The 20,773-nt window shown below is 69.4% G+C and carries 20 protein-coding genes; 4 read left to right on the top strand and 16 right to left on the bottom strand.

Annotated features, from left to right (window positions below; all coding sequences use genetic code 11):
- Nucleotides 1-2: 2 nt before the first annotated feature.
- The 6 genes from ACQW02_RS16365 to ACQW02_RS16340 form a co-directional block, all read right to left on the bottom strand.
- Nucleotides 3-1,403, bottom strand: coding sequence for an ABC transporter substrate-binding protein (locus ACQW02_RS16365; protein WP_431280983.1), 1,401 nt, complete (start codon nt 1,401-1,403; stop codon nt 3-5).
- The gene (locus tag ACQW02_RS16360; protein ID WP_431280982.1) at nt 1,403-2,371 is read right to left on the bottom strand and encodes a Bug family tripartite tricarboxylate transporter substrate binding protein; all 969 of its coding nucleotides are present in this window, start codon (nt 2,369-2,371) and stop codon (nt 1,403-1,405) included. The genes ACQW02_RS16365 and ACQW02_RS16360 overlap by 1 nt, the downstream gene beginning before the upstream one ends.
- 61 nt (nt 2,372-2,432) lie before the next feature.
- Nucleotides 2,433-4,109: a DEAD/DEAH box helicase gene (locus ACQW02_RS16355; protein WP_431280981.1), complete on the bottom strand. Its 1,677-nt coding sequence runs from the start codon at nt 4,107-4,109 to the stop codon at nt 2,433-2,435.
- Between the two features lie 143 nt (nt 4,110-4,252).
- Nucleotides 4,253-4,744, bottom strand: coding sequence for a cupin domain-containing protein (locus tag ACQW02_RS16350; RefSeq protein ID WP_431280980.1), 492 nt, complete (start codon nt 4,742-4,744; stop codon nt 4,253-4,255).
- Nucleotides 4,744-5,049 carry a DUF3126 family protein gene (locus ACQW02_RS16345; protein ID WP_431280979.1) on the bottom strand — a complete coding sequence of 102 codons (306 nt, stop codon included), beginning with the start codon at nt 5,047-5,049 and terminating at the stop codon, nt 4,744-4,746. The genes ACQW02_RS16350 and ACQW02_RS16345 overlap by 1 nt, the downstream gene beginning before the upstream one ends.
- 146 nt (nt 5,050-5,195) lie before the next feature.
- Complete coding sequence (locus ACQW02_RS16340) at nt 5,196-6,134, bottom strand: DMT family transporter (RefSeq protein WP_431280978.1); 939 nt, start codon at nt 6,132-6,134, stop codon at nt 5,196-5,198.
- Between the two features lie 79 nt (nt 6,135-6,213).
- Here ACQW02_RS16340 and ACQW02_RS16335 point away from each other — a divergent pair, with 79 nt between their 5' ends.
- Nucleotides 6,214-6,561 carry an MmcQ/YjbR family DNA-binding protein gene (locus ACQW02_RS16335; protein ID WP_431280977.1) on the top strand — a complete coding sequence of 116 codons (348 nt, stop codon included), beginning with the start codon at nt 6,214-6,216 and terminating at the stop codon, nt 6,559-6,561.
- Here the strand turns inward: ACQW02_RS16335 and ACQW02_RS16330 are convergent.
- From ACQW02_RS16330 to ACQW02_RS16300, 7 genes are all read right to left on the bottom strand, one after another.
- Entirely contained in the window at nt 6,558-7,772 is a 1,215-nt protein-coding gene (locus tag ACQW02_RS16330) for a CaiB/BaiF CoA transferase family protein (protein WP_431280976.1), read from the bottom strand. The genes ACQW02_RS16335 and ACQW02_RS16330 overlap by 4 nt on opposite strands.
- On the bottom strand, nt 7,769-8,509 hold the full coding sequence (locus ACQW02_RS16325) for a CoA synthetase (protein ID WP_431280975.1): 741 nt from the start codon (nt 8,507-8,509) through the stop codon (nt 7,769-7,771). Before ACQW02_RS16325 ends, ACQW02_RS16330 begins: the two co-directional genes overlap by 4 nt.
- Nucleotides 8,506-9,318, bottom strand: a complete 813-nt coding sequence (locus ACQW02_RS16320; RefSeq protein ID WP_431280974.1) for a CoA transferase subunit A — start codon at nt 9,316-9,318, stop codon at nt 8,506-8,508. The genes ACQW02_RS16325 and ACQW02_RS16320 overlap by 4 nt, the downstream gene beginning before the upstream one ends.
- 73 nt (nt 9,319-9,391) lie before the next feature.
- Entirely contained in the window at nt 9,392-10,474 is a 1,083-nt protein-coding gene (locus ACQW02_RS16315) for a TAXI family TRAP transporter solute-binding subunit (protein WP_431280973.1), read from the bottom strand.
- On the bottom strand, nt 10,471-12,600 hold the full coding sequence (locus ACQW02_RS16310; protein WP_431280972.1) for a hypothetical protein: 2,130 nt from the start codon (nt 12,598-12,600) through the stop codon (nt 10,471-10,473). Before ACQW02_RS16310 ends, ACQW02_RS16315 begins: the two co-directional genes overlap by 4 nt.
- Nucleotides 12,601-12,865: 265 nt before the next feature.
- Nucleotides 12,866-13,576 carry a ribonuclease activity regulator RraA gene (locus ACQW02_RS16305; protein ID WP_431280971.1) on the bottom strand — a complete coding sequence of 237 codons (711 nt, stop codon included), beginning with the start codon at nt 13,574-13,576 and terminating at the stop codon, nt 12,866-12,868.
- Nucleotides 13,577-13,634: 58 nt separating this feature from the next.
- A complete protein-coding gene (locus ACQW02_RS16300) occupies nt 13,635-14,615 on the bottom strand; it encodes a Bug family tripartite tricarboxylate transporter substrate binding protein (protein ID WP_431280970.1) in 981 nt (326 codons plus the stop codon).
- A gap of 177 nt (nt 14,616-14,792) precedes the next feature.
- On the opposite strand from ACQW02_RS16300, the gene ACQW02_RS16295 reads away from it, so the two are divergent.
- A complete protein-coding gene (locus ACQW02_RS16295) occupies nt 14,793-16,004 on the top strand; it encodes a PQQ-dependent sugar dehydrogenase (RefSeq protein ID WP_431280969.1) in 1,212 nt (403 codons plus the stop codon).
- Nucleotides 16,001-16,588, top strand: coding sequence for a c-type cytochrome (locus ACQW02_RS16290; protein WP_431280968.1), 588 nt, complete (start codon nt 16,001-16,003; stop codon nt 16,586-16,588). The genes ACQW02_RS16295 and ACQW02_RS16290 overlap by 4 nt, the downstream gene beginning before the upstream one ends.
- Before the next feature lie 263 nt (nt 16,589-16,851).
- On the opposite strand, the gene ACQW02_RS16285 is transcribed toward ACQW02_RS16290, so the two are convergent.
- Both ACQW02_RS16285 and chrA read right to left on the bottom strand, forming a co-directional pair.
- Nucleotides 16,852-17,634, bottom strand: a complete 783-nt coding sequence (locus ACQW02_RS16285; protein WP_431280967.1) for a polysaccharide deacetylase family protein — start codon at nt 17,632-17,634, stop codon at nt 16,852-16,854.
- A 67-nt stretch (nt 17,635-17,701) separates the two neighbouring features.
- On the bottom strand, nt 17,702-19,030 hold the full coding sequence (gene chrA / locus ACQW02_RS16280) for a chromate efflux transporter (RefSeq protein WP_431280966.1): 1,329 nt from the start codon (nt 19,028-19,030) through the stop codon (nt 17,702-17,704).
- A gap of 234 nt (nt 19,031-19,264) precedes the next feature.
- On the opposite strand from chrA, the gene ACQW02_RS16275 reads away from it, so the two are divergent.
- A complete protein-coding gene (locus ACQW02_RS16275; RefSeq protein WP_431280965.1) occupies nt 19,265-20,023 on the top strand; it encodes a hypothetical protein in 759 nt (252 codons plus the stop codon).
- Nucleotides 20,024-20,190: 167 nt separating this feature from the next.
- On the opposite strand, the gene ACQW02_RS16270 is transcribed toward ACQW02_RS16275, so the two are convergent.
- Nucleotides 20,191-20,772, bottom strand: a complete 582-nt coding sequence (locus ACQW02_RS16270) for a nitrile hydratase subunit alpha (protein WP_431280964.1) — start codon at nt 20,770-20,772, stop codon at nt 20,191-20,193.
- Nucleotide 20,773: the final 1 nt, after the last annotated feature.

Below are 20,773 nucleotides of genomic sequence, written 5' to 3'. Positions count from 1 at the left end.
CCTCAGAGCGTCACGTCAGCCAGCTCGATGTACCCCAGCGGATGGGGACGGAACCCACGCACGCCCGGCCTCACCCCGGCCAGCACGTCGGAGGCATACATCGGCAGCACGGCGATATCCCGGTGCACGATGCGCTGTGCTTCGGCGTAGAGCGGGCCCGCCTCCGCGTCCGGGGTTTCGCGCGCCTTGGTCAGCACAGCATCCAGTTCCGCGCTGGAATACTTGCCGGGATTGAACGCGCCGCCGGTCACCAGGTCGCGCTGGAACAGGATATGCGGATGCGGCCGGGCCGATGCGCCCTGGAACGCCATCTGCCAATCGCCCTGCAAGTAGACCGAGGGCCACCACGGCGGATCGGAATAGGACCGCAAGTCCAGGTGGATACCGATCGCCGTCAGCGCCTCGGCGACACGCGCGGCGACGCCGGGGACGGGGGGCATGGCCGTCGTCGCGACCTTCACCCTGACGCCCTCGCCATACCCGGCCTCGACCACCAGGGCGCGGGCGCGTTCGGGGTCGTAGGGCAGGGGGGTCAGCGGCACGGACCAGGGGTCGTCATCCGGTAGAACGCCATCCACCCGACGCCCGCGGTCGCCCAAAAATTCACGGCGCAGCGCGTCGCGGTCCAGCGCATGGGCCACCGCCGCGCGCATCCGGGGATCGTCGAAGGGGGCCACGCTGTGGCGAAAGGCGATGACGGTCTTGCGCGGCGAATTGACGCCGAGTGTCTCGATCAACCCACGCGCGGCAAGTGCCGCCGCCATCGTCTGCGGCACGGTTTCCACGATATCGACGGCCCCGGCCTCGATCGCGGCGATGCGTTGTGCGGCCTGGGGCGCCCAGCGGATGATGATGTCATCGGCGGCGTAGCGATCCACCTCATGATACCCGACGAATTTCTTCAGCGCGACGTGATCGCCGGCGATCCAGGCCGTCACTTCATATGGCCCCGCGCCGACCGGCTGCACCGCAGTGTCGTCGCAGACGTAGGTGCGCCAGGCGAGGTTCGCGAGGAAGGGGATGCATGGCCGTGCAAAGGTGAACGTCACGCGCGTCGGGCCCGTCGCCGTGATGCTCTCCAGCCCAGCGTAATCCGCCTGCTGCGGGGTGATCACGCGCGGGTCCATCATGCGGCGGAAACACGCGGCGACCGCTTCCGCATCCAGCACGCGGCCATTGTGGAACTTCAAGCCGGGCCGCAGTTCAAACGTATAGACGCGATGGTCGGCCGAAACCTCCCACGACAGCGCCAGGTCGGGGCGCAGCACCATCTCATGGTCGAACCGCACCAGGCTGGGGCAGGCGAGTTTCAGGATGACCGTGGCCGCCGAGGAATCGGCCTCATAGGTATTTGGCGCGAGGGAAGTGTGCTCGTGATTGAACAGCAGTCGTAGGGTCGTCATCAGTCCACCTTTGCTCCGCTGATGCGGATGATTTCTGCGTAGCGCGCGCGTTCGCTGCGCATGAAGGCACCAAACTGCTCCGGCGTCATCGCCATCGGAAAGGCGCCGAGGTCCGCCAGCCGCGCCGCCAGCGCCGGATCGGCGGCGGCGGTGGTCAGGCGGGCGTTGACCGCCGCGATGATCGCGGGCGGCGTGCGCGCGGGCGCCATCACGCCGAACCAGGCGGTGATGTCGAAATCCGGCACGCCGGATTCCTGCACCGTCGGGTATTCGGGCGACAGCGGCCAGCGCTGCGCGGAGGTCACGGCCAGCGCGCGCACCGTGCCGCTGCGCACCTGGGGAATGATCTGCGGGAAGTTGTCGAAGGCCAGTTGCACCTGGCCCGCCACCAGGTCGGCGATCATCGCCGCACCGCCGCGATAGGGCACATGCACGATATCGACGCCGGTCCGCATCTTGAACAGCTCACCCGCCAGATGCAGCGTGCCGCCCGCGCCGGCCGAGCCGAAGTTCAACCGCCCCGGATTGGCCCGCGCATAGGTGATCAGGTCCTGGATAGTGTTGATCGGCAACGAGGGATGCACGACCACGATATTCGTGACGCTGGCGAAAGGGGCGACCGGTGCGAAATCGGTGATGCCCTCATACCCGGCAGTGGGGAACAGCAGCGGCGCGTTGATATGCGTCGCGGTGTTGCCCAGCATCAGGGTGTAGCCATCCGGCGCCGATGTCGCGACGAAGGCGGTGCCGACCGTGCCGCCCGCACCCGGCCGGTTATCGACGAAGACCTGTTGGCCAAAGCTGTCGGTCATGATCTGCGCGATCATCCGCGCCATCAGGTCGGATGCGCCGCCCGGCGGCAGGGGCACGACAAAACGAACGGGGCGCGTCGGCCAGGCCGGCGCCTGCGCCAGGGCGGGCACCGCAAGGCCACAGAGCAAGAACAGAGCAGTCAGCAGGCGCGTCATGGGCAAGACCTCCGGGCGGGGGAACGCCCGGGGTCATGCAATCACGGGGCCAGCCGGGTGGCTACTTCGGCCGGCGGGTCGGCGGGCTGCGCCGCGGCGGGGCGCCACGGGTTTCGGCCGCCTGGGGCTCCGCCGGCTCGATGCGGATATGCGCGTCATCGGGATCGGGCTTGCGCGACGCCGCGTCGAAACGCTGCGCGGCATAGGCCGCGACCTCGAACCGCGTCTCGCGCTCCATGATGCGGATGCGGCCGATTTCCTGGCGCGTGACGTGCCCGCGCTTGCACAGGAAGGGCAGGATCCAGCGCGGATCGGCATTGCCGTTGCGGCCGATGTTCATGCGGAACCAGATGCCCTCCGTCTCGCCTTCGGGGGCGTTCGGGTAACGCGGCTCAACCGGGGCGCGCGGCGCGGGGCGGTCGCTGATGCCCGACAATTCTTCCGGCGCCGGCAGGGGACCGCGCAGCGTGCGGATCAGCAGCGCCGCCAGGACTTCCGGGGACAGGTCGGCCAACAGCGTCTGGCCCAGCGCCACATCGGCCTCGGCCTGTTCCTCGGCCGCCATGGCGCGGGCCTGTTCGGCGATCCGCTCGCCGTCCCGTGCAGAAATTTCCTCGGCCGTCGGCGCCGGCGACCAGGCGGCGGTCACGCGGGCACCCAGCAGCAGCCGTTCGGCCATGCGGCGCTTGTTGTGCGGCACCAGCAGGGCGCTGACGCCCTTGCGCCCGGCGCGGCCCGTGCGGCCCGAACGGTGCAGCAGGGTTTCCGGATCGCCCGGCAGTTCCGCGTGGATGACGAGGCCCAGGTCCGGCAGGTCGATGCCGCGCGCCGCGACATCGGTCGCGACGCAGACCCGCGCCCGGCCATCGCGCAGCGCATGCATCGCGCGATTGCGTTCGGCCTGGGACAATTCGCCCGACAGGGCCACGGCCGTGAAACCGCGTTCCACGAGGTTGCCATGCAAGCGGGCCACGGCGGCGCGGGTGGTGCAGAACACCAGCGCGCTGCGCGCCTCATAGAAACGCAGGACGTTGACGGTCGCGCGTTCCAACTCGCCCGGCGCGATGATCAGGCCCCGGTATTCGATGTCGGTGTGCTGCTTGCCCTCGCCGGTGGCGGCGATCCGCAGCGCGTCGCGCTGGAAATTCTTGGCCAGGTTGGCGATCGCGCGCGGCACGGTCGCCGAGAACAGCAAGGTGCGGCGTTCGGAGGGCGTGGTCTCCAGGATGGCTTCCAGATCCTCGCGGAAGCCCAGGTCCAGCATTTCGTCGGCTTCGTCCAGCACGACGCATTTCAGCGACTGCGGGCGCAGATTGCCGCGTTCCAGATGGTCGCGCAGGCGGCCCGGGGTGCCGACGACGATATGGGCGCCCTGCGCCAGCATCCGGCGTTCCGCCGCGGGGTCCATGCCGCCGACGCAGGCGACGACGCGCCCGCCGGCCTTGGCGTAGAGCCAGGTCAGTTCGGTCTGCACCTGCAACGCCAGTTCACGCGTCGGCGCGACGACCAGGGCCAGCGGCAGGGTCGCGGCCGGCAGGCGCGCGGCGTCGCCCAGCACCTCCGGCGACATCGCCAGGCCATAGGCGACGGTCTTGCCCGACCCGGTCTGCGCCGAAACCAGAAGGTCCCGCCCAGCGGTGTCGGGGTCGATGACCGCGGCCTGGACGGGCGTCGGCTCGGCATAGCCGCGCTCCGTCAAGGCGGTCAGCAACGGGGCGGCGAGCACAGGGAAGGGCATAAGGCGGGATCCGATATCTTTGGGCGGCACAGGGATGGCGCGCGGAAGGGTGCGCAGGCTCAGCCCGGCGGAGCACGCCTTGTGCACCCGATCACGCCGGGTTGCACCCCTGTATCAACGCCCAGCACCCATGCGGGATGGGATCAGCCCTGCGCCCGATGGATCGGGTCGATCCACAGCACGGTTTCCGGCTTCTCGATCGGTTCGATGTCGAGATTGACGACCACCGCTTCATTGTCGCTGCGCACCAGCACGCATTCCAGCGTCTCGTCCGTGCTGGCGTTGATCTCCTGGTGCGGGACATAGGGGGGCACGAAGATGAAGTCGCCCGGCCCGGCCTCGGCCACGAATTCCAGCTTCTCACCCCAGCGCATGCGGGCGCGGCCCTTCAGCACGTAGATCACCGATTCCAGCGCGCCATGGTGATGCACGCCGGTCTTGGCATCGGCATGGATATGGACGGTCCCGGCCCAGATCTTCTGGGCGCCGACCCGGGCGAAGTTGATTGCCGCGGCCCGGTTCATGCCCGGGGTCTGGGCCGTGTTGGTGTCCAGGCTGTCGCCCGGGATCACCTGGACGCCGGTGTGCTTCCAGCCATCGGGCGGGACGTCATGCGAATGGTCGCCGTGCGGCATCAGCGTGGCTTCTTCGCCGGAAGGGACCGCGTCTCGACCAGCACCGGCTTCTGCTGGCGGGCGGGGGCGGCCGGCGCGGCCAGGGATTTGGGCGCCGGGGGCAGGTCTTCTTCCAGGATCGACAGCATGGCGGAGTAGGACACCTCGCCCTCCTCATCATCACGATGAAGGGTGCCGATGACCTCGTCATTCACCATGATCTCGACCGTCTGGCCGGCGCGCCTGGGGGCCACGATCTGGATCCGGTCGGAACCGAGGAGGCGGCGCAGGTAGGTCTGCACCCGGTCGATGTCGGAAGGGGTCATGCGCGTGGTCGTCCTGGTTTTTGCTGGATGGTGTTGTTCTGGCGGGCACTCCCTACGCCGATGCGATGCGGCGGTCGAGGCTGCCGTGGTGCAACCGGCGCCATGATCGCCATCAGGCGATTCGCCTGCAAGGCAAAGATGCGGGGTCAGCCCAGGGCATCGGGGGGCAGGACACCGGACGCCACGGGCACTCGACGCCAGCGCCCGTCCAACAACACCAGCCCCAGCCCGATCAGCGCCATCCCCGCCAGGTGCCGGGGCAGCAGCGATTCGCCCAAGCCCAGCCACCCCAGCAGGATCGCCGATGGCGGGATGAGAAAGGTCACCAACAAGGCATTGCCCGGCCCCGCCAGGGCCATGATGCGGAACAGCACCAGGTAAGCCAGCGCCGTCGACAATAGCGCCAGCGCCAGCACCGCCGCGATGGCCGTGGCCGAGGGAATCGCCAACCCCCAGGGCCGGTCCATCGCCAGGGCCAGCGGCGCCAGCAGGATCGCGGCGATGCCGACCTGCATCGACGCGGCAGCCAGGGGCGTCAGCCCGTGCCGCCTGACCCGCCGGCCGAACACTCCGCCGATCCCGTAGGACAATGAAGCCGCGAGGCAGGCCAGCACCGCCCAGCCCTGCACCCCGGCATGGCCCGCGGCCGGCCCGCCCATCAGCACGACCACCCCGGAAAACCCCGCGCCGAGGGCGGCACAGCGCAGCGGGGTCAGGCGTTCGTCCTGGGTCGCGACATGCGCGACCAGCGCCCCGAACAAAGGGGTGGTCGCGTTCAGGATGGCCGCCAGCCCCGCCGGGATATGCGCCTGCCCCCAGACGATCAGGCAAAAGGGCAGGGCCGACATCAGCACCGCCATGCCCGCCATGTCCCGCCAGGCCGCGCCACCCCGGGGCAACGCTTCGCCACGCAGGCGCAACAGGGCCAGCAACGCAGCACCACCGATCCCGACACGCGCCAGCACCAGGGTCATCGGCGGCACCTCGCGCACCGCGATCCCTACGAAAAGAAAGGAACCGCCCCACAACAGCGAGAGCAACAGCAACAGGCCCCAGGCGCGGGCGGAGAGTGTGGGGGCGGACATCGGGTCACCTTGCCAGGGCGGCGGCGCCGCGACCTCCCGCATCTTGCTCCCCCGTGCCGCGCCCCGCCATGCTGCGGCCATGGCAACGACGTCCATCACCGCACTGCGCCGCATCTGCCTCGCCTTGCCCGAGGCCGCCGAGATCGAAACCTGGGAAGCCCCGACATTCCGAGTTCGCAACAAAATCTTCGCGATGCTGCAGCCCTGGGATGGCAAGCCGGCCGTCTGGCTCAAGGCCCCACCCGGCAGCCAGGCGGTGCTGGTCGGGGCCGACCCGGCGCGCTTCTTCGCACCACCCTACCTCGGCCCCAAGGGCTGGATCGGGGTGGTGCTGCCGGGCGCCGACCGGGCCGAGGTCGCGGCCCTGGTCCGGCGCAGCTACCGATTGGTGGCGCCGCGCAAACTGGCGGCGCTGGTGGGGGATTAGCGCCGCCGCGTTTCCGCCAGCACGCCGCTCGCCCGCAGCGCTTCCACCTCGGCCTCCGAAAAGCCGAATTCCGCCAGCACTTCCGCCCCATCCTGGCCAAACACCGGCGGCGGCCGCCGTGCGCCTCCGGGCGTGCGGCTCATCTTGATCGGCGTGCCCAGGGCGCGGAACCAGCCGTCCTCCACCACCATTTCCCGATGGATCGCATGCGGCGATGCCAGGGCCTCGTCCACATGCTTCACCGGCCCGGCCGGCAGCCCGGCGCGCAGCATGGCATCGGTCAGCGCGTGGCCATCCTCGGCCGCGAAGCGCGCGTTCAGGATCTCGTCCAGCGCCACGCGATTGGTCACCCGATCGCCATTGGTCAGGAAGCGCGGATCGCCCGGCAATTCGCCCAAGCCCAAAAAGGCGCAGAACTTCTTGAACGCCGGGTCGTTGCCAATGGCGATGAAGATTTCGCAGGTCGCCGTGGCGTATTTGGAATAGGGGCTGATGTTCGGATGCGGATTGCCCGTGGCGATGGGCCGCTTGCCGTTCAGCAGATGGTTCGCCGCCTGCGGATGCAGCAAGGCCATGCCGCAGTCGTGCAGGGTCATGTCCAGGTACTGGCCCTGGCCGCTGCGCGTCCTCTCCTGCAACGCCATCAGGATCGCGATGGCCGAATAGAGCCCCGTCGCCAGGTCCACCACCGGCGTGCCCATCCGCAACGGCGGATCGCCATTGATCGACATCAGCCCGACGATGCCCTGGATGACAGCATCATAGCCCGGCAACCCGCCCAGCGGCCCATCGGCACCGAAGCCGGACACCCGGCAATGCACCAGCTTGGGGAATTTGTGCGACAGCGAATCCTCGTAGCCCAGGCCCCATTTCTCCATGGCGCCCGGCTTGTAGTTCTCGATCAGCACATCCGCGCCTTCGAGCAACCGCAGCAGCACCGCGCGCCCCTCAGGCTTGCCCAGGTCCAGCGCCAGCGACTTCTTGTTCCGGTTCACGCCCAGGAAGTAGGACGCATCGCGCGACCCATCGGCGTGATCGACGAAGGGAGGGCCCCAGTCGCGCACTTCATCGCCCTGCGGCGGTTCGATCTTGATCACCTCGGCGCCGTGGTCCGACAGGATCATGGTGCAATAGGGCCCGCCCAAGACGCGGGTCAGGTCGATCACCTTCAACCCGGCGAGTGCGCCGGGCGACAACGCCAAACCATTCATGCAGCCATTTTCCGTCCAAACACCCGGGCGCAGAAATCCGGGTAGGTTTCCAGCATCTCGTCACACACCGTGCCGCGCAGCAGCGCCAGTTCCTCATCCGTGGGGTCGGGCGTCAACGGCACCTCGCCCGCGTCGTCGTAGTCAAAGCCCGTGGCCGCACGGATGCTGGCCTTGGTCTCACCCGGGTGCAGCGACGCCAGCCGAAACCGCGCGCCATCGAAGGCAAAAACGCATTTGCCCGTGACCAGCGCCTGCGCCGTGCCGCGACGGAACACATCCGGCGCGGAAACCCCGGGCGCCGAGATATGCGCCACCTGGTCGACCAGCACGCGCGGCGAATGTTCCTCGCGGAACAGGATCGTGCGCGGGCACATGAAATACATGAAGGCGGACCCGAAACTGCCGGGAAACCGCACCTCATTGCCCGGCCAGTCGCCCGTGCCAAGCAGGTTCAAATTCGCCTGCCCGTCGATCTGCCCGCCACCTAGGAAGAACAGGTCGATCCGCCCCTGTCCCGTCAGGTCGAACAATTCGCGCGTGCCCTCGGTAAACGGATTGCCGCTGCGCTTATGCAGCAGCGACAGCCGCACCGGATGGCCGCGCTTGGCGACCAGCCAGCAGGCCGCGGCCGGGATCGGCGACGCAGCCCCCACCGCGATATGCCGCGCCGGCGGTGCCGCGGGGTCCAGGATCAGGGCCGCCAGTGCGACCGCCAGCCTCTCCTCAAGCGCGATCATGCCGCTTTCGCCTGACCAAAGATCTCGCGCGCGCTCCAGTCGTCAAAACCCTGCTGGGTCTTCGCGGCCTTGGCATAGGCCGCGACGTAATCCGCATCGAACCCGTATTCGTCGAGCAGCGCCACCGGATGCGCCCCACGCTCCGCGATCGCCACGGCCTCGATATAGGTCGCGCTGATGGTGCCCGGGGCCAGCCGCTCATCCTCCAGGAAATTGCCGTCGAACATTCGTTCGACGGTGACCAGCACGCGGCGCGAGGCATGCGCCAGCGTCGCGCATTCGCGCCGCCGCCCGACCCAGACATTGCCTGCGGTATCGGCCATCACCGCATGAAAGGCCGCCACATCCGGCGACAGCGCCGGCAGCATCACGATCCGGTCCGGTTTTTCCGAGAACGGGTTCTGCACAACCCGCCAATCCGGGCGATGCTCCAGGATATCGCTGCCGATCAACCCGCGCAGCGGCATGAAGGGCACGCCCTTTTCCGCCGCCTGCAACATGGTGTGGATGGCGGGGCAGGTCGCATCGCGCATCACGATCGAGCCCTCCTTCAGCGCCGCCGAAAACCGCGGCGCGAAGCCCGCTTCGCCCAGGGACACTGCGCTGCTCTGCACCTCGGCCACGCAGCCCGCGCCGATCAGGATATCGGTCGCGAAGCCCGACACCGGCACGCCCAGCAGCCGCAACCCCCGCGACCCGCGCCGGACCAGCGCCTTGGCCAGCGCGACCGATGGCAGCGAATTGTCGGGCGGCAGCGCCAGCATGGCACCATCCGGCACCGATGCCGCCATGGCGTCGATCGTCGTCATCGCGCTTTGCTCCCCCAAGGACGGCAACCTCTACCGCCAAATGCCCGCGATGTGCGAGGGGGGGCAGCGTCGTTCAGGCGCCCTCCGGGCGGCGGCCCAGGCGCGGCACCGCCGCCGTGTGGTCGAAGCGCACCCAGCCGGGCACCTGCGCCGCCAAATTCACCTCCCGCCACTTCGGATGCCGTGGCGGGCGCAGGAACTGGTCGAAATTCGCCTGGAACGCCTCGACGAAGCGGGACACCTTGCGATGGCGGTCGCTGCCCGGCTGCCAGGCATAGACGGCCATCACCGCGCCGACCGCGATGGTTTCGACCGATGTCCCGGCCGGGATCAGGTTCGGGTAATCGGCGGCGGCGAAGCCGGATGGCAAATAGGTCTCGATCAACGCTGGCGTGGCCGCGATCGGCAGCAAATGCAGCCCGCTGCCCGCCGGGATGCCGGTGAACAGCCGCGCCGGCTTGCCGGCGACGAAGACGATGGCGGCGATCTCACCCCGTTGCAGCTTGGTCAGCGCCAGGTCCTGCGTGTCATGCGCCGTGGTGACGGGCACGCCCAGCGCCTCGAACACCAGCGACGCGGTCATCGCCGTGCCGCTGCCGCGCACATCGACGTTGACGACCTGGCCGCGCAGATCCTCCAGCGACCGGATCCCCTCCCGCGCGAGGATATGGATCTCCTCATCATACAATTTGGCGATGTACTGGATCAGCGTATCGACCCCGGGCAGCAACCGGCGCCGGCGGGCGAAGGCCAGCGCGTCGGACTGCACGATGCCGATGTCGATGCCGCGCAGCAGCAGGATGTCGGAGATGTTCTGCAGCGACCCCTTGCCGATGATCGCCAGCACCCGCAGGTTTTCGCCATCATCCAGCACCGAGGCCAGGTCGGCCGCGATGCGGATATAGGTGCCGTCCACGCCGCCCGAGATGATGCCGACCGTGCCGGCATTGGCCCGCGCCGTCAGGGCGTTCACCCCCGGCTGCGCCACGGCCGGCGGCATGGCGGCCGGTGCCAGGCCCGGCTGGCCCTGACCCGTCTGGCCCTGGGCCGATCCCGCGATCGCAACGGCGGTCGTGGCCAGCAGCAGCGTGCGGCGCCCGACCTCTGGCCGCATCGGGCCGGTTTGTGGTGGGGCGGGCGGTTCACGACGGGTCATTGTTCGGCCTCCAACGTGGCGATACGGGCTGCGACATCCGCAAGCCCCAGTGCTGCGGCACGACGATACCAATCCAGCGCCGCGGCCCGGTCGGGCAGCAATCCGCGGACGCCGAGCCCGGCCAGCACCCTGGGGTCAAAGGTCTCGCCCATGGCGCGGGCCGCGTCGGCGCTGCCGGCGGCGGCGGCCCGTTCGAAAAACCGCCGCGCGCCGGAGATGTCGCCGGCCGCCATCAGGGCCTCTCCCCGCCGCAGCATCGCGATGGTCATCGCGTCGGGCACGGCCGGGCGACGCACCGGCGGCGGCACATCGGCGGCCGGCGCGGGCCTGGCCTGTGCGGGGGGCGGCGCCGGCGGTCGGTCGGGCAGGGTCGGCGCCCGGGGCGCGGCAACCGGGGCGGAGGGAGCGGCCGGGCCGATGACCGGGGGCGGCATTATCGGCGCCGCGCCGACGGGGGGCACGATCACCGGGGCCTCGGTGATGGGGGCCTGGAGGACCAGCGCCTGAACAGCTGGGGCCTGCGGAGCGGGAACCTCAACGACCGGAACCTCCACGACCGGCACCTGCACGACCGGAGGCCGAACCATCGGCGCCTGCAAAACCGGCGCCTCGACGACAGGCGGCTCAACGACCGGCGCATCCATCACCGGGTCCGCGAAGGCCCGGCCCTGGTCGAACGGGGTCGCGATGGGCGGGGCCTGGACGGGCGGCGCGGTTATCTCCGGGGGCGGGCTGACGTCGGGCGGGATGGCCGGCGCGGCGATGTCGGGCAGGATGTCGACCGGGGGCGCGATGGCCACCACCTCCGTCATCATCGGCGTTTCGGCGGGCTGTGGTGCGGGCGTCGCCAGGATCGGCGGCGTCTCGGCCTCCGGCGCGGCGGGCGGGATGGCCACCGGCGTTTCGTCGATGGGCGGCGTGGCCGCGGCTGGCTCCGGTTGCGGTTCCGCCGGTCTTTCGCTGGCGCTGGCTTCAACCTCGACCGGAGCGATCGACGGCGGGGACACGGCCGTGACGACCGGCTCCGGCGGCACCGTGGCCGCTTCCGGCGCATCGACGATAAGCAACGCCGGCACCGCCTCCGGCAGGTTGCGCGGTGGCGGGGTTTCGGCGCTGGGCGCGTCACGCGGCGGCGGCTCGGCCAAAGCCATGGCACTCCCGGCCATCGGCTGCGGCCCTGGGTCTGGCAGGGTGGCGGCGGCGACGAGCCAGGTCTCGGCGGCTGGCGGCATCCCGGCCTGGGCGTCATGGCCGGGCGCCGCGGGCGGGTCGACCGGCGCGGCCACCACATCGGGGGGGCTTCCCGTGACGACCGGGTCGGCCAGCGGCGGCCGCACGGTCGCGACTGGCTGGTCGGATGCTGCCTGCGCGACGGCCGCGCCACCAGGCGCCGCTTCCATCGACAGCGCGACCACCGATGGCGAGGGGTCCGCGCGCTCGCGCGGCGGGTTGGGCTGCCGAGCGACGAAGGCCAGCCCGCCGGCGAGACCCGCCAGCGCCAGGACCCCCAGCGCGACCTGGCTTCGTCGCCGCTTTGGCCGACCCCGCACCGCCGGTACCGCGAAGACGGCGGGAACGGCGACCGGGGTTTTGGGGACGGGGGTTTGTGGCGGCGGCACCACGACAAGGGGGGGCGCCTCTGGCGTCAGCGCCTCCGGCACCAGCGCCTCTGGCACCAGCGCCTCCGGGGCCAGCGCCTCTGGCACCAGCGCCTCCGGTACCAGCGCCTCCGGGTCCGGCATCTCCGGACCCTCGATATCCGGAACCGGCGTTTCCGCCTCCGGCACCTCATCGGCCAAACCTTCGGCGCCCGGCCCTTCGGCCACCGGCTCGGCCTCCACCTCCGGTGCCGGCTGCAGCAGCCGCAGCACCGCCTCCTCCCAGCCGCTCCGCCTTATCGAGATCGGATCCTTCCAGGCGAAGACATCCAGCAACAGGAAATCGAGGTGCGGCCTGACCTCCGGCAGCAGGCGCCGGTGGATGACCGGCAGATGGCCCGGGTACTCCTCGGAGAAGCCCGCGTCTTGCAAACGCAGCCGAAATGTCTCGACGAGGTCAGCAGTCCAATACGGCTCAGTCTCAAGCAATACCACGCCAGCGCCCGGCTGGATGATGACCACATGCACAATCGAATTACCGAGAATGCAATTACTCAGTAAAAACCAGCCGTTTTCCAACCGCTCTGCGAGAAATCCCACCGGATGCGCAGCGTGATCGGCATCGGCATCTTGGAGCCGTAGTGGCGGAGTAGAATCCAACAGCGACCTCCGCTGCTTCTGTGGCAACGAACTCGGCCGTAATCTATCGCTGTGGGTGCGCCGGCGCCAGAATTATTGCGCCGGCACTCTTTTTCAGACTGATATCGAAACGTGAGGCGTGGTCAGGCGGGAATCAGCCGCCCTTCGTCTCCGCCTCGTAGCGCGCCTTGGTCTCGGCGTTGGGCGGATACAGCCCCGGCAGCGCCAGGCCCTTGCCGACCTGGATCATGATCCAGGCTTCCAGGCGTTCCTGCTCGACCGCGGCCGCCGTCACCGCCTCAAGCAGCGCCGCCGGGATCACCACCGCGCCATCGCCATCCGCCACGATGGTGTCGCCCGGCACGACGCAGACGCCGCCGCAGCCGATGGTTTCCTGCCAGCCGACGAAGTTCAGGCTGGCGACCGAAGCCGGCGCCACCATCCCCTTGCACCACACCGCCATGCCGGTGGTGGCGACACCGGCCGCATCGCGCAGCATCCCGTCCGTCACCAGGGCCGTGACGCCCTTCTTGACCATCCGCGCGCAGAGGATGTCACCGAAAATCCCGGCATCGGTCACGCCCATGGCATCGGCCACGACGATGCAATCGGCCGGCATGTCCTCGATCGCGGCCCGCGTGCTGCGGGGGCTGGACCAGGATTCCGGCGTCGACAGATCCTCGCGCGCCGGCACGAAGCGCAGGGTGAAGGCCGGGCCGACCACCCGCTGGCCCTTGGCCGCTTCGGTCGCGGCGAAGGGGCCGCGGATATAGGCGGTGCGGACGCCCTTCTTCAGCAGCACGGTCGTCAATGTCGCCGTGGTGACGCCCATCAGGGCAGCGTGGATTTCGGGGGTCAGGGTCATGGTTGGCTCCGTTTGCCGCTTCGGTGAAGCGCCAAACGCCCTCCCATGCAAGCCGTCCCTATTCCGGTTTCACCCCGGTCGCGCGGATCACCTCGGCGTATTTGGCGATGTCGCGCCGCACCATCGCGGCGAATTCCGCCGGGGTATTGGCCAGGATCTCCGCCCCCTCCTGGATGAAGCGGCCGCGGATGGCGGGGTCGGCGATGATCGTATTCACCTCGGCATTCACGCGGCCGACCACGGCGGGCGGCGTGCCGGCGGGCGCGAACAACCCGCTCCAGAGGCTGAAGTCGAAATCCGGCACCCCGCCTTCCTGCACCGTCGGCACATCGGGCACCCCGGGCCTGCGCCGCGCGGTGGACACGGCCAGCATCCGCAAGGTGCCCTCCCGCACATGCGGCACCGCCGCCGGCATGCCGGAGAAGAAAAAATCCACATGCCCGCCCAACAGATCGGTCAGCGCCGGCCCGGCACCGCGATAGGGCACATGCGTCATCCCGCCCCCCGCCCGCAGCGCCAGCACCTCGGCCGCGAAATGCCCCGGCGTGCCGGTACCGGCCGAGGCGAAGGTGATCCCCCGCGACCGCGCCCGGGCCGCGGCCATCAACTCCGCCACGCTGCGGAACGGCGAATTGCCCGGCACCACCAGCGCCAGCGCCGCGTCGCCGATCATCACGATCGGCACCAGGTCGCGTTCGGCATCATAGGCGATGTTGGGCACGAAGGATTTCGCGATGGCGATCTCCGGCGTCTGTCCCAGCAACAGCGAATACCCATCGGGCGCCGCCCGCACCACCGCCTGCGTGCCGATCGCGCCCGAGGCGCCGGAGCGGTTTTCCACCACCACGCTCTGCCCCAGCGCCGGGCGCAGCCTGTCCGCGACCGCGCGTGCAAAAGTGTCGCCGGTGCCGCCGGGCGCATAGGCGACGGTGATCGTGATGGTCCGCGTCGGCCAGGCGCCCTGCGCCAAGGCCGGGGATGCCAAGGCTGGATAACCCAGGGCAAGCCCCGCAAGCACACCGCGACGTGTCGGCATCATTCGCCCATTCCTCCCCTGTTACCGCCAGCATGGGGCTGCTTGCCGGCGCACGGCAACCAGCGCCGCCCGGCCTTTAGCGAAAACGGTTGCAGCCGGGCCTTGCGATGCGCCGCCAGTCGTCTCATCGTGAATCGAATGCGTGCCAGCCAGAGCACGCTGCACCCGGAGGAACACCGCATGATCCGCACAACACTGGTTGCCGGGCTAATGGCGGCCCTGACGGCCTGGCCAGCCTTCGCCCAGCCCGCCCCCACGCCCGGCTGGGCGGTCGGCCGGCCAGAGGGTTCCACCCTTGCCCCCCACGCCCCGCGCCTGACCGTGACGCCGGCCGACCAACTGCCCGTCGCGGCCCTGCGCCTGCCGGCCGGCTTCTCAGCCGAGGTCTTCGCCAGCGGCATCCCCGGCGCCCGCATGATGACCGAAGGGCCGAACGGCACGATCTTCGCCGGATCCCGCGTCATCGGCCGCGTCTACGCCATCACCCGCAACCAAGATGGCACCACCCGCACCCGCACCATCGCCCAGGGGCTGACCCAGCCGAATGGCGTCGTGATAGTGGGCAACGCGCTCTACGTCATCGCGATCGACCGCGTGCTGCGCTACGACAATATCGAGGCCAACCTCGACAACGTGCCCGCGCCGGTGGACATGACCGCCGCCTTCAACCTGCCGACCGAGGCCGAACACGCCGGCAACCACGGCTGGAAGTTCACGATCCTCGGGCCCGACGGCCGCATCTACACCAATGTCGGCGCCAACTGTAATATCTGCACCCTCGACCGCGAGCGTTTCGCGCTGCTCGTCTCCTTCAAGCCCGATGGCAGCGACCGCCGGATCGAGGCACGGGGCGTGCGCAACAGCGTCGGCATGGCGCATCACCCGGTGACCCGCGAATTGTGGGCGACCAGCAACCAACGCGACTGGGCCGGGAATGACTCGCCGCAGGACACGCTGCATCGCGTGCGCCGCGCCGGTGAGGATTTCGGCTTCCCCTTCTGCGTCGGCACCTGGGCCGACCCGCAGGAGAATGCCGGGCGCAACTGTTCCGAATTCAGCCAGCCCGCGGCACTGCTGGGGCCACATGTCGCGGCCCTCGGCATGCGCTTCTACGACGGCACCATGTTCCCCGAAGCCTATCGCAACCAGATCTTCATCGCCCGCCGCGGCTCCTGGAACCGCGAACGCCTCAGCGGGTATGACGTGGTCGTGGCCAAGCTCGACGCGCAAGGCAACGTCACCGCGGTCGAACCCTTCATGGAAGGGCTGCGCGACGATGCGAACCAGCGCTTCCTCGGCCGGCCGGTCGACGTGCACGTGATGCGCGACGGCGCGCTGCTGGTGGCGGATGAACAGATGGGCGCCATCTACCGCATCTCCTATCGCCAGTGAGGTTGCGGACCCTCGGGGCGGCGCTGTTCGGCGCCGCCCTCGCCACCACCGCACTCGCCCAGGACGCGACGCGCGGTGCCACCTTGGCCGCCGAATCCTGCGTCGCCTGCCATGGCGCGAACGGGCGCAGCCAGATGCCGGACATCCCCTCGCTCGCCGGCCAACCCGCCGATTTCATCACGATCCAGATGATCCTGTTCCGCGAAACCCTGCGCCACGTGCCGGTGATGAACGCCATCGCCGCGAACCTGCCCGACAAGGACATCGAGGATATGGCGGCCTTCTTCGCCAGCCTTCCGCCCGGCCCCCCCGACGACCGCCGCCCGCGCGACCCGGCCCTTTTCGCCGCCGGCCAGGCCCTGTCCGGCCCGCGCAACTGCGGCGTCTGCCATCTGCCCGACTACCGCGGCCGCAACCAGATCCCGCGCCTGACCGGCCAGCGCGAGGACTTCCTGGTCCGCACGATGACCGAATACCGCGACGGCCGCCGCACCGGCAGCGACAACAGCATGAACGCCGTGATGCAAGGCACGACGGCAGAGCAGATCGCCGCACTGGCGCACTACCTGTCGCAGTTGGATTGACGGGGGCAATATTGGGGAAGATGCGCCGTGGAGCGGGGCTTCGCCCCCTCCACACCTCCCCCACCAAGGGGCCGTGGCCCCTTGGAACCCACGACCTTTGGTAAAATAAAGAGAGGGGCAGGGATCGCCCTGCATCAATGGCGCGGCCTTGGCGCCCCTCTCTTTATTTTACCAATACATCGCGCCGGTCCAGGGGCGGCGGCCCCTGGTGGGGAGAGTTTGAGAGGGGCAAAGCCCCTTTCAAAGCGCAACCTCCCCAATATTCACCCAACCCCGTGCGGCTGCTCCAGCACCCAGCGCGCAACCTCGTCGTGCCGTGCGAACCACACGCCATCGGCTGCGCGCATATGCCGCAGGATGCGGTCCACGACTGCCGCCATGGGCGGCCGCCCGCCGAAATGCGCATGCACGGTCAGGTTCAGGATTTCCGGACGGTCGCTCGCGATCAGGAAGTCGAAGGTATCCCGATACACGTCCCAGAAATCGCGCGGCGCGCCGCGCATCACCCGGTTGTCGGTGAAATCGCTGTGCTGCAGCGCCACGATCGGCCCGGCCGAGGTATTCACCACATAGGGCAGGTCGGTGTCGTTGTAATCGCCGTGCCAGACCATACCGGCTTCCGCCAGGAAGCCCGCGGTGTGTTCCGTCGGCGTCATGCGCGGGCTGGCCCAGCCGGACGGACGCTCGCCGGTGGCGGCGGCGATGATGTCGGAACAATCCTTGATCAGCGCCTGCTCCGCATCCGGCGCCAGGTAGGGCATGAACATGTTCTGCGTATAGGAATGCCCGGCGATCTCATGCCCCGCGTCGTGCAACGCGCGGATGCTGTCCGGGTAGCGTTCGACCGCCTGGGCATTGGCCGCGACGGTGCCCTTCACGCCATGCGCGTCGAACAGCCGCTTCAGCCGCCAGATGCCGGTCTTGCCGCCATACTCGGCCCAGGAAATGCCCTGGCGGTCGATCACGCCATCGCGCAGCGCACTCGCCATCGGCGAATAGGGCGGCGCCATGCCATCGGGCCAGGTTTCGTACATGACCGTGATCATGACGCAGAGTTTCCGGCCACCCGGCCAGGCAGAAATCAGTGGTGCAGGCTCGGTCACATAATCGTCCTTACATTCCAATCCAACGCAGCACCAAACCCGCCAGTGCCGCAAGTCCCAAGGTCTTGCCTACGCCGAGTCTGAAACGAAAAACACACAAAGCCGCAAGGATCGCGATCGCCCAGGCGCCCAGGTCGGCCGATGCCAGCACCGGCACGTCGATCCGCATCGGCCCGATCGGCACCGTCGCCACATTGGCGAAAAGCACGCGCAGCCCGAACCAGACCGACAGGTTGGCGATCACGCCGACCACCGCCGCCGTCACCGCCGCCAGCGCGCCCGACATGGCCGTCTGGCCGTGCAGCCGTTCGACAAAGGGCGCGCCCAGGAAAATCCAGGCAAAGCACGGCACGAAGGTCACCCATAGGGTCAGGATACTGGCCGCGACCCCACCCAGCATCCCATGCGCCTGGTGCCCGGCCAGAAAACCCACGAATTGCAGAACCAGGATCAGCGGCCCCGGCGTGGTTTCGGCCAGGCCCAGCCCGGCCAGCATATCCTGCGCGGACAGCCAGCCGTAGGTCTCGACAGCACTTTGCGCGACCCAGGCCAGGACCGCATAGGCGCCACCGAAGGTCAGCATCGCCATCTGCGAAAAATACACCGCAACATCGGCGAAAACTCCGGCGCCCGCGGCCCAGAGCAGCGCCACCGGCAGCAGCCAGACCCCAACCGCGATCCAACCCGCGCGCCAGGCTGCACCCGCCATGCGAACCATGCGCCCGGGGTCGGCGTCGAGTATCGCATCCAGCGCCGACGGCGGCCCATCCGCAGCCTTGCCATGACTGGCTGGCGCGAATTGATGCCGCGCGAAAAAACCGACAACGCCGGCCGCCAGCACCACCACCGGAAAAGGCACGTCGAAGGCGAACAGCGCGACGAAGGCCACCACGGCCAGCACGCGCGGAAAAACCCCTTTGAGCGCGCGCTTCGCCAGGCGCAGCAGCGCCTCCACCACCAACACCAGCACCGCGGCCTTCAGCCCGAAGAACAGCGCCGAGACCACAGGCACCTGGCCGAACCCGGCATAGATCGCCGACAGCGCCAGCATCACCACCGCACCCGGCAGGATGAACAGCAGCCCCGCCGTCAGCCCGCCGCGCACGCCATGCATCAGCCAGCCCAGGTAGGTCGCCAGTTGCTGCGCCTCCGGCCCCGGCAGCAGCGTGCAGAAATTCAGCGCATGCAGGAACCGCCGGTCGGACACCCAGGCGCGTTCATCGACGATTTCCTTGTGCATCACGGCGATCTGCGCCGCCGGTCCGCCGAAGGACAGCAGGCCGACGCGCAGCCAGACGCGAAGCGCCTCGGCATAGGAGGGGAGCGGGGGAGGGGTCATGTGGGCGCCTGCCGAAAGAGGGTCGGTTGGCGCAGGTCTTGGGGGAGGCTCCCCTGGCGGCGCGCCTGCGGGGGCACCGTGGCCGCAGTTTGAGCGGTGGGGATGGGGTGGCGTCAAGATGGCGCGCCACCGCTTGCCGCGGCCCGGCCCGCTGCCTAACGTGACGCATCGAAAAGGCCCCTACGGCGCGATGATCCAGACCATGCGACCCGGCCGCGACCCAAAGCCCCTGCCGTGAGCCCCATCCTCATCGCCGGCGCGATCTGCATCGTGACCTTCGGCGCCGCCCTGATGGGGCTGGTGCTGAACGCGCGGGTGCCGGAGGACCACCTGGACCCGCTGTCCCGCGACGTCATCAAGGGCATGATGGGGCTGGTCGCGACCATGACGGCGCTGCTGCTCGGCCTGCTGATCCATGCGGCGCAGGTGACCAATGACGGTGTGCGCTCCCAGGTCGATGAAGCCTCGGCCAGCCTGCTGGAACTGGACCGCGCGCTCGGCGCCTATGGCCCGGACGCCGCGCCGGCGCGCGCCCTGTTCCGCCAGGTGGTGCGCCACGAAGTGGGACGCTTCCTGCTGCCCGACGGCGTGGACCTGGTGCGTCTGGCCGACGGCTATGAGCCGGCGGAGCGCGCCGCCTTCGCCGCCGAGGTCGATGGGCTGGAGCCGCGAACGGCGGCGCAGCGCGCGATCCTGCAGCGTGTGTCCACCCTGCTGAATGGGGTGGGGCATTTGCGGATCCTGCTCGCGGACCGGGCGCATGACCGTATGCCCCGGCCCTTCCTGGTCGTCATGGTATTCTGGCTGACGATGCTGTTCCTGGGTTTCGGCTTGCTCGCGCCACGCAACCGGACGGTCGTCGGGGCCTTGCTGATCGGCGCGGTGTCCGTGGCCGCGGCGATGTTCCTGATCCTGGCCTTGAACCGGCCCTTCGATGGGCTGCTGCGGGTGCCGGTCACGTCGCTGCGACTGCTGATGGAGCAGTTGCGCTGATTTTTCGCCCTGGAACCAGGATGGCGTGCTAGGATAAAAACCCTACATCGAGGGGGCCCTGCATGCCGCCGAACACCACCCCACGACGGCCCGGGATCGCGCGCACAGGCCGCGCCGGCAATTTGTCCGAAACCGCAAAAATCCATGCCACGCAAGGGATACAGCGCTCAGGCCAGCGGCAGGGCCACACCCACCAGCACGTCCCGCGTCACGATCCCGGCCAGCCGCGCGGCATCCCAGCCCTCGGTCCCGGCGGGGCGTTCGGGCAGCACCATCCAGCGATAATCCGCGGTGCTGTCCACGACCCGCACGGCCGTGCCCTCGGGCAGCACGGTGCCCCATTCGGTCAGCACCCCGCGCGGATCGCGCACCGCCCGCGCCCGATAGGCCGAGGATTTGTACCAATGCGGCGGATAGCCCAGCACGGCGCGCGGGTAGCAGGAACACAGGGTGCAGACGACCAGGTGATGCAGCCCCGGCGCATCGGCCAGCACGCCCAGCGGCGGGGCGCCGGCCATGACCGCGCCCATCGCCTCGGCGGCCTTGGTGCCGTCGCTGACCAGCAGCGCACGGTAATCGGCATCGGTCCAGGCGCGTGCGACCATCGCTGCCCCGATCGCGGGGCTGGCGCGGTCGGTGACGGCGATCCGGGCCTCGATCTCGGCGGCGCTGACGATTCCGCGCGCCGCCAGGGCGGCTTCGAAGCGCTGCAGACGCGCGACCATCTCGGGGCTGGGCGGGGGGCTCATG

Origin of the sequence: Humitalea sp. 24SJ18S-53 (assembly GCF_050632385.1) — a bacterium.
In the GTDB taxonomy this organism is placed as follows: domain Bacteria; phylum Pseudomonadota; class Alphaproteobacteria; order Acetobacterales; family Acetobacteraceae; genus Humitalea.
The sequence above is the reverse complement of the archived record's forward strand: the minus strand, read 5'-3'. Positions and strand labels throughout refer to the sequence as shown.

Excerpts from the sequence above, each read along its gene's own strand:
- ACQW02_RS16365 (WP_431280983.1), bottom strand. The coding sequence starts at position 1,403 with ATGACGACCCTACGACTGCTGTTCAATCACGAGCACACTTCCCTCGCG.
- ACQW02_RS16360 (WP_431280982.1), bottom strand. The coding sequence starts at position 2,371 with ATGACGCGCCTGCTGACTGCTCTGTTCTTGCTCTGTGGCCTTGCGGTG.
- ACQW02_RS16355 (WP_431280981.1), bottom strand. The coding sequence starts at position 4,109 with ATGCCCTTCCCTGTGCTCGCCGCCCCGTTGCTGACCGCCTTGACGGAG.
- ACQW02_RS16350 (WP_431280980.1), bottom strand. The coding sequence starts at position 4,744 with ATGCCGCACGGCGACCATTCGCATGACGTCCCGCCCGATGGCTGGAAG.
- ACQW02_RS16345 (WP_431280979.1), bottom strand. The coding sequence starts at position 5,049 with ATGACCCCTTCCGACATCGACCGGGTGCAGACCTACCTGCGCCGCCTC.
- ACQW02_RS16340 (WP_431280978.1), bottom strand. The coding sequence starts at position 6,134 with ATGTCCGCCCCCACACTCTCCGCCCGCGCCTGGGGCCTGTTGCTGTTG.
- ACQW02_RS16335 (WP_431280977.1), top strand. The coding sequence starts at position 6,214 with ATGGCAACGACGTCCATCACCGCACTGCGCCGCATCTGCCTCGCCTTG.
- ACQW02_RS16330 (WP_431280976.1), bottom strand. The coding sequence starts at position 7,772 with ATGAATGGTTTGGCGTTGTCGCCCGGCGCACTCGCCGGGTTGAAGGTG.
- ACQW02_RS16325 (WP_431280975.1), bottom strand. The coding sequence starts at position 8,509 with ATGATCGCGCTTGAGGAGAGGCTGGCGGTCGCACTGGCGGCCCTGATC.
- ACQW02_RS16320 (WP_431280974.1), bottom strand. The coding sequence starts at position 9,318 with ATGACGACGATCGACGCCATGGCGGCATCGGTGCCGGATGGTGCCATG.
- ACQW02_RS16315 (WP_431280973.1), bottom strand. The coding sequence starts at position 10,474 with ATGACCCGTCGTGAACCGCCCGCCCCACCACAAACCGGCCCGATGCGG.
- ACQW02_RS16305 (WP_431280971.1), bottom strand. The coding sequence starts at position 13,576 with ATGACCCTGACCCCCGAAATCCACGCTGCCCTGATGGGCGTCACCACG.
- ACQW02_RS16300 (WP_431280970.1), bottom strand. The coding sequence starts at position 14,615 with ATGATGCCGACACGTCGCGGTGTGCTTGCGGGGCTTGCCCTGGGTTAT.
- ACQW02_RS16295 (WP_431280969.1), top strand. The coding sequence starts at position 14,793 with ATGATCCGCACAACACTGGTTGCCGGGCTAATGGCGGCCCTGACGGCC.
- ACQW02_RS16285 (WP_431280967.1), bottom strand. The coding sequence starts at position 17,634 with ATGATCACGGTCATGTACGAAACCTGGCCCGATGGCATGGCGCCGCCC.
- chrA (WP_431280966.1), bottom strand. The coding sequence starts at position 19,030 with ATGACCCCTCCCCCGCTCCCCTCCTATGCCGAGGCGCTTCGCGTCTGG.
- ACQW02_RS16270 (WP_431280964.1), bottom strand. The coding sequence starts at position 20,772 with ATGAGCCCCCCGCCCAGCCCCGAGATGGTCGCGCGTCTGCAGCGCTTC.